Origin of the sequence: Sulfurimonas sp., from assembly GCF_050296975.1 — a bacterium.
GTDB lineage: Bacteria > Campylobacterota > Campylobacteria > Campylobacterales > Sulfurimonadaceae > Sulfurimonas.
This window is the reverse complement of sequence record NZ_JBNKRX010000023.1, coordinates 346,495-358,092: the sequence shown is the minus strand read 5'-3', so window position 1 is coordinate 358,092 and position 11,598 is coordinate 346,495. Positions and strand designations below refer to the sequence as shown.

The window sequence follows — 11,598 nt, the reverse complement described above, 5'->3', positions numbered from 1 at the left end:
GTGATATGAAACTCATAGGCTTTATTTACTGCACTAAACCCCTCTACGTTATAAATGCTGAAACTCCCATCAACTATAAACTCATTCTCATTACTTTGGCTCCCTAGCAGTCTTAGGCGTCCTTGGGTCTCTTGGTTGATGTTTTTGCTTAGGTCTATAAGTTTCATAACTTTTCTCAATATATATTGTTTTTTTAAGTTATAAATAATATCCTAATAAAATTAATATTGCATTAAAAACTAATTATTTATGTTATTTTTTTCAATTAAATGCTAAAAATGTAAAATTGTATCGTTTGATGTAGGTATTTTTCTTTTATCTTAATTCGATATAATATCCTATAAATAAAATCCATATATAGATTGAAAAATTATAAAGAGCTGTTTATGAAAAAAATATTTTTACTTTTACTCGTACCTTTTAGCATTTTTGCACAAAGTTATCTTGTTTCAGACATCCCTCTTCCAAAAACATATGTACTTAATCTTGATCCATATGAATGTGATGAGGATTGTTTAGAGGAGTTTATAGAAAACGAGCAAATGTTCTCCTTTTTAGCACATGCACATACAAAACTTCCAAACAGAGAACTTGAAGAAACAAGAATGATAAATGCAGCAATCTTCAACATAGGTACTATGAATGTAACTGGAAAGTTCCAAATCGCTCTTTTACTCCCGTATAAACGTATAGGTAAATATGCTACATCTACGACAAATACTGTATTTGCTTATCTAATGACAAAAAGTACACCATTTAGTATGAAAAGTTATAAGATTGAAGATGAATCTTATGATACCATTCAAACAGCCCTTGAACAGATAGAAGATGATGGTATCACCTATGTCATTGCTCCACTTACAAAAGAGGGAGTTGATAATATCATCAACATCGATCCAGAGATAAATATCTACTTTCCAACTATTAATAAAAAAGATGTAGAACTAGACTCAACATATCTTAGTTTTGGTGGTATTGATTATGCAGCACAAAGTGATAGACTGCTTAAAGAAGCAATCTCTCCACTTGTTATATTTTCAGATACATCTGCAACAGGAAAAAAACTCGCTCTTTATCAAGAAGATAGTTTTTTACACCCTATCATAGAAGGTTTTGAACCAAGTGCATTTTCTGAAGATCATGAGGTACAAGTCCCTCATCAAGAGGATGAAGAGCCTAAAAAAGTTTTCAAGTATTATATCTCCACACAAACAACTAACCTAGAAAACCATTTAAAAGAGAATGAAAATATTATCGAGGGGTCATTTTTTATCAACACACCTATCATTAAAACAGGGATGATAATGTCACAGCTCACATTGTATGATACAAATGCCACAAACGTACTCTCTACGCAGATCAACTACAGCCCTCTTCTGCTTTCTATGACACAGTATAAAGATAGAGAAAATATGATTATTGCAAACTCGATTACAAAACAAGACAATATGCAAGTGGAGATGAATTCACTTATCGGTAATGATATCAAATATGACTGGATTAATTACTCTACAATTGTTGGAGTGGATTACTTCTACTCTTTAACAACTGGAGAAGCAAGAGTATATGACCTGATGATGGAAGAGCAACAAATTATCTACGATATAGAGCTTTTAAGACCAATGCTTACACGATTTGCCAAGTATATTCCACAACAACCTAAAGAATTAGAAGAGAGTGAGGATTAACTCTTTAGTCTTTTGGTCTATCTTTTTAACAGCACCTTCAAATGAAGTATGCACAAGTAATATCTCTAATTCAAAGAGTTTTTCATCCTCTTTGTAAATACCCTGTTTTAGTGTAAATGAAGCCGCTTTCATCTCTACTAGCTGGGTTTTAATCTCTAAAATGTCTCCAAGTTTTGCACTTTTAAAATAGTCTGCTACTATCCTACGCGCCACAAAATGCCCATCATCTAAAACAGGTACCATCCCCTTATCAAAAAATGCCTGACTTCTCGCTCTTTCACAAAAGTTAAGATAGTTGGAATGATAAACTATCCCACCTGTATCTGTATCTTCATAATAAACTCTTATTTTCACCGTTATCCCCCTATTTTTAGAACTTTTGGAATGTTAAATTATTCACTGTGCCCAAGTTGTTTGTAAACTCTTCTTGCATTACTGTCACTACTTGCTCCATAATTATTTCTCCTTTTCAGATTGCTAGTGTATCTTTTAGTTTTTGTATAGCTTCATCTCTTTTGTTTTTTTGCATTTTCTCAAGGTTGAGCATTTTCCACTTTACAGATGGAAGTTCTTCAATATTTTCAAAAGGAAGCAAACGCCAGTCTGGGTTTCCCTCTTTAAAACCCATCAAAAAATCACGATGATTTTGGGTGAGTTTAGAACGAATTGTGCTAATTAGCTCAACTCTGGTTGCTTCTAAAACTTCCAATTGCATTGGAACTATGGGCATCCCGACAAACTGTTCAGCATAGATCCTCTCTATGTCTATCAAGTTTGGTTGCAGTAGTTTTGATATAGGCTGATTGCTACTGATAAGATAAACTATAAAAACATCCATAAGAGTATCGCTTATCCCTTCATTGTCAAGCAGTCCTCGTACATCAAAAAAATCTCTTGGATGTTGTCTATCAAGTGCAGCACAGAGTTTTCCAGCATACAAATCATCCAAGTGAACTACGCTAGTCTCTGCAAAACCAAACTCCTCTTCCACTCTTGCCGATACACTGAGTACACTTGGCTCCCTTACCGTTCCTCTAGTCACTGGTGAAGCTTCTATTTTGATGCGGACACCATTTTTCTCAACTTGAAGTTTAGAAAGTATCCCGTCTCCTTGTTGATCTAGCCTATGTACTTTTGTACCTCGTATTGACGACTCAATTGAGCGAGCAATTCTTTCAAACGACTCAGCAATGTTTTGAAGGCTCGTTTGTCGATCTTCTACAGGTAGATACATAAGGTCTATATCTACTGAAAGTCTTGGCATATCTCTTACAAACATATTGATAGCCGTACCGCCTTTAAGAGCAAAGCACTCCTCACTTGATACATAAGGCAATACTTCTAAGAGTAGTTGTACTTGTTTATAATAGATAGAATTTTTATCTAGCATGGTACTCCTTTGGTACTGTTATTAAAAACTCATTGTCAAAGACACCGTTTTTTACGACCTGCATCCTGCCCGTTCCGAGTTCTAAGCCTTCTTTTTTTACATGCTTTGCCCAAGGATGGTTAAAGTAACTTGTCAAAAAAAGAAACAAGCGTTTGACTCTTATATTTTCACACATAGTTAAAAGTTCATTGATCAAAGATGGACGCAGTGTCGTAAGTCCCTCAAATATCTCTGCCGCAAACTCAAAACTTAGTCCATCTGGCTTTACTTGATAGAGAAGCTCCATGATAGCTCTCTCAGGAGAGGAAACTACCATCTTCCAATCTTTTATATTAGATGGGATACTTTTCAGACCTACTTTCTCAAAATAGGGTTTTTTAATCACATTAAACTTTTGTTCAAGCTCTATGTTTTTAAACCATGCTGGAAGTTTTTGAGTACCGTACAAATATATAGTTTGTGAGTTGTTCAGTGGAAGATAATGAGCATAACCTTGAAGATTGAGTGATGTTACGCTACCTATGTGAAATGGCTCATGGCTAAGTTTTTGCAGTCCTAAAACAGCACCCTGCCAAGATGGCTTCGCATCGCCTCTTATATATGAGCCTCTTGAGGTTTTTTGGAGCCAACCGCTTTTGGTGTACTGATAAAGCAGTTGCATAGAGTATCCTTGCTCTGCAAGCCAAGAAGCTGGAGCCACAACTGACTCTGGTAACATTTGATATAGTTGTTTTATTTTTATATCATTTTGTAAATTCATAATTTATATTTTATCTATTTTTAAAAACAAAAGCAAGAGAATTGTTTCTGTTTTTTAGATTTTTATAAAATATTAATTTATAAAAATAGATATTTTATAAACAAACTAAAAAAACTCTCTCAAAGAGTCTCTAAACGGTTTGTGATATGTTGCAAAAAGTGCTGCAACCATCATAATCAATATTGCCAAAGCACTACTGCTTTCCCCCTTATACAAAGCAAAAACAAACAGTGCAAAGAGTAAAGCTAAAAATGGCATACAAATTTCCTAAACGAAGTAATTTAATACTCAAAATATCAATTAGTAAATATTATAACACTATTCCTTAACATAATAAACAGTATCGCCAATAGCCAATGTAAATTTCCAACCGTTTTTAATAGCTTCTTGTTTTAACCAAGTTTTTGGTTGATCAAAATTATCACTCTTGCAAGCCCCTAAATAGTTTGGAAATCTATTTGACTCAAGACATCTCATAACTTTTTGAGAATTTTTTACCTTTTTAAAAGTCACATAAAATGAATGATCAGTAATGGCAATCCAACCATCTTGTAAGATGTCTGTAACCTCAAAGATCTTATTTGTTGGCTTGCATTTTACATATTCAAAAGTCGTAGTAGATGTTTCACAATTGATCGTATCACCTAACTCGTAAGCTGATAACTGTTCAGTTCCAAAAAAACATATCAACAACAGCGAAAATAGTTTACTTTTTGACACTACCATTTTCCACTCATCGAACAGGACATGCCAGAATAGTACATACGAGCATTTAACATTTCAGCAGCATTGCCTCTTTTATCTGGCTTGAACCAAGAAAATACAAACGGCATCCATACGACTATATGTGCAAAAGTATTGTCACTTATGCTTTTGATAAACTCTACCATGGCATTGTAATCTTCTATGATCCAGTAGCCTGCCAAAATCGCTAATAACATAACCAATAAAGTTAAATAGCTAACAATCAATCTTGCTATTACATGCGCAAAATACTCTGCCATTTTTTGCTCCTGATATATTTGTTTTATAGATTTATTATAAAAGGATTTAGCTTAAAAAATATTTCACTATAGGGAATTTTATTAATTTATGTGATTCTATATAATCAAGTAAAAATGTTACAGGACTTTTTACATAGAAAATTTACAGGAAATCTCACAAGAAGAGATACAAGAACTGCACCGCAAAATAGCTAATAATGTTAAAGGGATACGCAAACAAAAAAATATATCCCAGTTAAATTTAGCTCATTCTATCGGTCATAAAACTGTAAGTACAATCGCAAAGATTGAAGCTGGGCATGAAAACAAACACTACAACATAGAACAACTCTATAAAATCGCTAATGTTCTTCAAGTAGATATTAGAGATTTTTTTATACTCTCAAAATAATTTAGTCCGTCGCTATTCACTGTCGTTCATAATAAGCGTGATTTCGTCCTTGAAAAAGGACAAAAAGAAGTATTTATATACTTGATTTTATCCCCTAAAATAAAATGCTTACTAAACCAATACTAAAAAATCCCTATATTAAGGACTTTCTAGCATGGTGTCAGAAAAAATCGTTACTAGGTTGAGCTTTTCATCTCTTTTAATTATCTTGTGACTTTAAAAGGGAAACGATATTCTCAAATTCTATAAGATCATCCTCTTTGATTTTGAATTTTTCTGTAATTAGTGCATAAGCGTATGCATCAAAAATATTAAACTCTGGATACCTTTCTTGCAAATCATTTAAGCGAACATTTTCATAAGCTCGTTTGATCTTTTTTTTGTTTTTATCGTTGTATTTATCGAAATGATAGATGGCTGCTCGTTTGATATTTTCATCGTAATTTTCATAAATAGTTTTTACAAACCTTAGCAAAAAAGAGCGATGAATTACATAGCCATTTTGAAGTTTCAAATTGTACGCTTTTTTGAGCCAAGTATCTACGATCTTCTCAAGTCTTGACTTTGTTTTCTCTGAACGGATACCAACCATCTTATCCATAGTGGAGATGATCTCAGTAATTTCTGGTTCACCTTGTGTAATATCCCAAATAATACCTGTTACGGCATTGATCGGCTTATCTTTTATGATATATCTTCTCTTAAAATTTTCATCAGTCAGCTTATCGTAAAGATATTGAAAAGCATCCCTTGAATATGGATATATATCTAATAATGAAGATTTTTCTTTTGATTTGATTTTAGGCATTTTTTCTCCTTACTAACCTTTATTTGATAGGACAAAATCGCTATCTATAAAGAGTATAGTTGAAAATATATGCCAATTCTAGAGTTAAATTTTTATTGATACATAGTGATATGCAGTGACACAGTAAATATTATTCTATGTTTCAAAAAGGTACAACCATTATAAATAGTTTAACTTTAACTCACTTTTCATTTGCTCACAAAAAAGTAATGCAATTTGATATGGATACTTTTTGAATAAATTAAAATTTTTATTTTTTACAACTTGGATTTTGTTTACATTTTGCATATTATATTCGTCTAAAATTGCTTCAACTTTTTCTGTTGTCAAGGAAGGCGAATTAATAACATCATGTGTATTTCCAAACTTTGATTTTTTAATTAAAAATATTTTTCTATCATAGCCACTAATATATGACTTAAAAAGAGGTGTATCTTTTGTAACAAATTGCCCTATTCCAAAATCTGCTTGAATTTTTTCAAATCTTTTTCGTGGACTTGATATAAAATGTAAACTAATACTATATAAAAATATGTCCCAACTTATATTATGAGTTCGTTGTATTATATTATCATATGTCATTTTTTTATCATATTTAAAAAAGTCACTATAAATGTGATTATTATCAAAATATCTATATGCAAACTCTAGTAAATGCTTAAAGACTCTACCTTTCATAACCATCGAATCGTATAAATTATTTAGTTTATTTTCAATCGAGATATTTTTCCAGTTTTCGATTACTATCTTAATTACAAAACCAAATATAAGATAGTAATCTGCTAACACCTGATTAATATCTACTTCTTTATAGTTTTCATCAAAATAATATTTAATCGTGTTTTCATTTATAATTTGAGTCTGTAATTGTAGATTATATTTATGTTTATCGATAAAATGTGTAAAGTAGGATTTTCGATCTTCTACAAGCATATCAACAGTTTGAAATCCATGCGATTGAATTCTTTTGACATCAATTAAAACTTCTCCTGTACTGCTAAATATTTCTTTGTTTAAGTGGTTAATGACATCTAACTTATAAATCTTTTCAAAGGTCATATTAGGCTTAAAATTACGATGATGTGGATTTACATAATCTTCCAAAACATATAACAGATAATTTAAATCAAGACCATATTTAATTTGTGTATCAACAAAATCATTTTGAATTTTTTTATCAAAAAACCTAACAAACATATTTACAGCTTGGTTGTCTAAGAATATTGTATGATCTACATAAGGTTCTTTTTTGAAGTGTTCTGAAATATATAAAAGGTTTTTATAATCTGCGAATGGATTTACCAAATAAATTTCTTTACCATCTTTTGTAAAGCTATCAAAATATTTTTTTGTATGAATTTGTCCAATAATTGATTTATAAAAATTTGAATGTTCTAATTCATTAGTACCAATCAACAGAGAGTAATTTTTAATGAAATCATATTTAATTTTATATTTATTATACATATCAACATATGCTATGTCATCACCTATAATCATTGCTTCGTATAACATTTCTGTTAAAACATCTTTTTCATACATCTCAACACCTATATAAATTATTCAATTAGCTATAAAACTTAACGAACTTGCAAAACTTGCAAAACATAATTACTTTTATTTAAACCAGTAATTAATTCTTCCAGACTTCAATTCCAGCCCAAAATACTGGATGAATATTTTTATTTTTCTTTATGAACTCTCTAATTGAAATATTTAAAGCCTCTTCTATATTGCTATTAACTTCTAATATTTTTTCAAATATTTTTAATGATGGCTCCAAAAACACATCCCATCTACATAAAATTGCACTATTGATATCTTTTGAAAGAACACTACTGATTATTGTATTGCTTGTTTCATGCTCACCAACTGACAATGAACCTCCACTACAACTTAAAAAAGCTACACATTCCAGTCCATCAACAAATTTAAAATCATCTATAGTATAAGTTTTTTTCTCACCCTCGATAGATAAGGCACCTGTTAATATATTTTGATTGCTTCCTTGAATACCATGACTGATAATTAAAAGTGAATTTGTTTTATTGCTTCCCATCGTGCTGGTTATACTGGGAAAACTATCTTCAAAGTTTTCAATATTTTTTTGGCTTCTTGTTTGACTTCCACTAATCCATTGATTTGCTTTAATAAATTGTGAATCAGATTTTTTTCCCAGATTTGCAATACTAAACACACTTGTCGTATTTGATTTTTTATCAAAAAAATAGTGTCTATTTGTCAAATTAACAATAGAATCAACTTCCTCAACTAACCACTTATCAGACAAGCGAATCAAACTGGAAGAAATAAAAGGCAAAGACAAGTCATGATTTATATAAATTTTTTTATATGTATTGCTCGTTACATATGCCAGTAAAGGCTCAAAATAGTGCAAAGATAATTTATTATATGACTCTTCTACCTCTTTTATATCATATTGTGTGCTTATAGTAAAAGTTTGAATTTGATGAGCTAAATTGTCAAGATCTTCTTTATAGAATGGAACCTTACTATTGATAAAACCAAAATCAATAAAGTCATTTGTAATAACTAAATAACATATAAATATTTTTGTATCAATATATTGATAATATATTTCATCCATTTTCATTTTAGATTGAATTATCGTTATCGGCACTTCTTCATAAAATGAATCATTCATATAAACAGGATGTTTTTCTTCCAAAATTTTTCTTAGTTCAGCATACTGTTTACTTTTTTCTTTATACTCTTCACTTAAAAAAGCTTCTTTAAAATTTTTAACACTATATTGTGAAAGCTCCTCAATCAATTGCAAATACTCTTTTTCAATTTTTTCTAATTCTTCGGTTACTTTTGCACCTGATTTATTAATCTTTTTTTCTTTTTGGGTTCTCAATGATAAATAATCAAATCCATTTAAAATATTTTGAATTATTTTGAATTTTTCAATGTCATTTGAATATATTTGACCTTTAAACAAAACAATATTTATTCTCAAATAAAGTTCGTATATCATTCTGTTTTCATCTGATATAAAAGCTCTTTCATAAGTATTTTTTAGTTTTTTTCTTTTCTCTTCCATATCCTGAATAGAAATAGTCAGAAGTTTTAATGATGTTTTCCACCGTTCTACTGGCGAATATTTGTTATTCGAATCCATAAAAATCAATTCAGCAAACCAGTTTAATAGCTTAGCTCTTTGATCTTTTCTCATTACAAGCGCATATATAATATTTTCTATATTGTCCATTATCAAATCAAAATCAATATGTAACTGTTCTGATTTTGCAGTCGCAAGTATATAGTGATAAAAATCTAAAGCCCATTGAGGGTTATATTCTTGCGTATTATAAATTTTATATCCAAGTAAACTATAAATAGCATTCCAATCTTCTTTAGCAATATACTCATAAACTTGATTTTGATTTGCATTTTGGGGCGTTAATCTTTTAAAAAAGTGGATAAAAAAATCAAACTCATCATTAGAAAATAAATGTTTATTATTTTGAATCCAGATATTAAGAATTCCCAGACCATCTTCAAGAAATGGAATAATTTCTTCTGTTTCTATAAAATGTTCTATTGTACTGACTATACAAGTTATACCTTCAATTTCTTTGCCGTTTTTATATTGTGCGACACCCCATGAAAGTGTTCCAAGTAGTCTTGCTATTTTTGATTCTTCTTGATTATTAATTCTATTAGCAAAATACCATAATGTTATTGAGTGATTATTTGCAAGTTGCATTTCTCCAATGTGAATAAAGAAATTAGCTATATAATATCGAAGCCATATTTCTTCCAATTTATTTTCAGCTTGAGCAATAAAAGATTCTGATGCTTCTTTTATCGTTTGTATTTGCTCATATGATAAAGAAAGACTTTTATACATAGTAGCCATTTTGATTAATTCATTATCCTTAAATCGATTTACCATTATAGATTTGTCAACATCATTAATATCAATTTTACAATCTATACTTTGTAGAATATTGATGATTTTTTTACTTAAATACTTTTTCCAAGTCTGTTGATTTTGTGAATTATCAATAAAATCTTGCCAAGTTAAATAGCCCTTATCATCATGTGTAAGAATTAATAAACTATTAAATAGTTCATTTACTCTCATTCTTGGAAGTCTATCTGGATATTTTCTTTGGTATCCAATCTTAATTATTTTGTTTGCATGTCCATGATTACTAAGTAATTTCATACGATATTTTGCAGCATCTACAGAATGTGTATTGCTACATATTTTCAAAACATTTTTAAAATAGTAATAAGCTTTATAAGGACTATTATAAACTTCAAACCATATTCTTCCTATTCTATAACTTTTTTCAATATCTAAATATTTATCATTATAATCTACTAATCTACTTAAAATTTGTTGTTCTGCTATATGACCATTTATTGGTTTACCTTTTTCAATTTTAAGAATTTCAGATAATAATAGATGATATGGTTCATTTGTCAGATTAAAAAGCTTATTTCTATATTCTATCGCAGTATCAAAAGTTTCTTCTTTTGTAAAATAATTAGCACATATTTCTAGTGCTTTTATATCTTTTAAATCTACTTCCAGAACTTGTTCATATATTTCTTCAAACTTTCCTAACTTTATTGCCGTGTTTAGAAAAAGAGTATTCAAGCCAATGGTTAAAGGATTTTCTAAAAATATTAAATTAACAATAATATAAGCTTCATGGTATTTTTCAGCAAAATAATATAAATCCGCTAATTGTTTTTTTTCACTGTTATGAAGTATTTCAAAGTTTTCTTTCAAAAACTCAATAGCCTTATTTTGAAGGCCATGCTGTAGCCATATCATCACCTGTAAATTTATAATTGAATGTTCATCTAGTACGGTTTTATATTTTTCCAATACTGTTAATGCTTCTTTATATGTTGCATTTTCTAGTACTTTAAAGATATCTTTTTGTATGTCTTTAGAATCATCATTTTCATATTTAATACTAAGTATTTCGATATCGTATTCTTCTAATTCAGTTGTTATTCTTTCGCTAAGAGCTATATTTGCTTGAAGTAAAAAAAGAAAATGAAAATTATACTCTTCATACAAATTTTCTATAAATGAAATGAGTTGCGTAGAGTCTATATTTTCATAAGAATGATAATTAACGAGTTTTGTTCCACTTTTTATTTGAAAATTGCTTTCAGCGGTATTTAAAAATATTTTTTCAAGACCTAATATAAACACTATACTCTCTTCTTTTAAAGCTGATAGTTTTAATTTTATTTCGTCAATATTTTTTGTTTTTGGCAAATAATAATTGAAACTCTTAAAGTTATGATCCTTAGCCAATTGTTCTAATGTAGAAATATTTAAATTATCTCTTTCAAAGTTTATCAGTTCCACATGATAATTTTTAGCATCTTTCAGCAGATTAAAAATAAGTTTTTCTGATATACTTGTGGCATTTAATATTAATGTTTTCATAAATTTTATTTTATTCACTTTAATTCTTTATATATTAAATTGTTGTTTTTTATTATAGCTAATATTGATGTTAAGACATGTAAATTAATTTTGTCTATAAAACGGATTAAA

General features: G+C 29.4%; 11 protein-coding genes. 2 read left to right on the top strand and 9 right to left on the bottom strand.

Going from position 1 to position 11,598, the window contains the following annotated elements; genetic code table 11:
- Positions 1–386 precede the first annotated feature (386 nt).
- Positions 387–1,688 (top strand): hypothetical protein, encoded by a 1,302-nt coding sequence (locus tag ACQY56_RS07965; protein ID WP_428739458.1) that lies wholly within the window; start codon positions 387–389, stop codon positions 1,686–1,688.
- Here the strand turns inward: ACQY56_RS07965 and ACQY56_RS07960 are convergent.
- The 6 genes from ACQY56_RS07960 to ACQY56_RS07935 form a co-directional block, all read right to left on the bottom strand.
- Positions 1,668–2,042 carry a YbgC/FadM family acyl-CoA thioesterase gene (locus tag ACQY56_RS07960; protein ID WP_428739459.1) on the bottom strand — a complete coding sequence of 125 codons (375 nt, stop codon included), beginning with the start codon at positions 2,040–2,042 and terminating at the stop codon, positions 1,668–1,670. The genes ACQY56_RS07965 and ACQY56_RS07960 overlap by 21 nt on opposite strands.
- 115 nt (positions 2,043–2,157) lie before the next feature.
- A complete protein-coding gene (locus tag ACQY56_RS07955) occupies positions 2,158–3,078 on the bottom strand; it encodes a nucleotidyl transferase AbiEii/AbiGii toxin family protein (protein ID WP_428739460.1) in 921 nt (306 codons plus the stop codon).
- A complete protein-coding gene (locus tag ACQY56_RS07950; protein ID WP_428739461.1) occupies positions 3,068–3,838 on the bottom strand; it encodes a type IV toxin-antitoxin system AbiEi family antitoxin domain-containing protein in 771 nt (256 codons plus the stop codon). The genes ACQY56_RS07955 and ACQY56_RS07950 overlap by 11 nt, the downstream gene beginning before the upstream one ends.
- A gap of 105 nt (positions 3,839–3,943) precedes the next feature.
- On the bottom strand, positions 3,944–4,096 hold the full coding sequence (locus ACQY56_RS07945; protein ID WP_428739462.1) for a hypothetical protein: 153 nt from the start codon (positions 4,094–4,096) through the stop codon (positions 3,944–3,946).
- A gap of 60 nt (positions 4,097–4,156) precedes the next feature.
- Positions 4,157–4,558 (bottom strand): hypothetical protein, encoded by a 402-nt coding sequence (locus ACQY56_RS07940; protein ID WP_428739463.1) that lies wholly within the window; start codon positions 4,556–4,558, stop codon positions 4,157–4,159.
- Positions 4,558–4,842, bottom strand: a complete 285-nt coding sequence (locus ACQY56_RS07935; protein ID WP_428739464.1) for a hypothetical protein — start codon at positions 4,840–4,842, stop codon at positions 4,558–4,560. The genes ACQY56_RS07940 and ACQY56_RS07935 overlap by 1 nt, the downstream gene beginning before the upstream one ends.
- Positions 4,843–4,975: 133 nt before the next feature.
- On the opposite strand from ACQY56_RS07935, the gene ACQY56_RS07930 reads away from it, so the two are divergent.
- On the top strand, positions 4,976–5,233 hold the full coding sequence (locus tag ACQY56_RS07930; RefSeq protein WP_428739631.1) for a helix-turn-helix transcriptional regulator: 258 nt from the start codon (positions 4,976–4,978) through the stop codon (positions 5,231–5,233).
- A gap of 199 nt (positions 5,234–5,432) precedes the next feature.
- On the opposite strand, the gene ACQY56_RS07925 is transcribed toward ACQY56_RS07930, so the two are convergent.
- From ACQY56_RS07925 to ACQY56_RS07915, 3 genes are all read right to left on the bottom strand, one after another.
- On the bottom strand, positions 5,433–6,041 hold the full coding sequence (locus tag ACQY56_RS07925) for a hypothetical protein (protein WP_428739465.1): 609 nt from the start codon (positions 6,039–6,041) through the stop codon (positions 5,433–5,435).
- 159 nt (positions 6,042–6,200) lie between these two features.
- A complete protein-coding gene (locus ACQY56_RS07920) occupies positions 6,201–7,583 on the bottom strand; it encodes a hypothetical protein (RefSeq protein ID WP_428739466.1) in 1,383 nt (460 codons plus the stop codon).
- A gap of 91 nt (positions 7,584–7,674) precedes the next feature.
- On the bottom strand, positions 7,675–11,487 hold the full coding sequence (locus ACQY56_RS07915) for a hypothetical protein (RefSeq protein ID WP_428739467.1): 3,813 nt from the start codon (positions 11,485–11,487) through the stop codon (positions 7,675–7,677).
- Positions 11,488–11,598 lie beyond the last annotated feature (111 nt).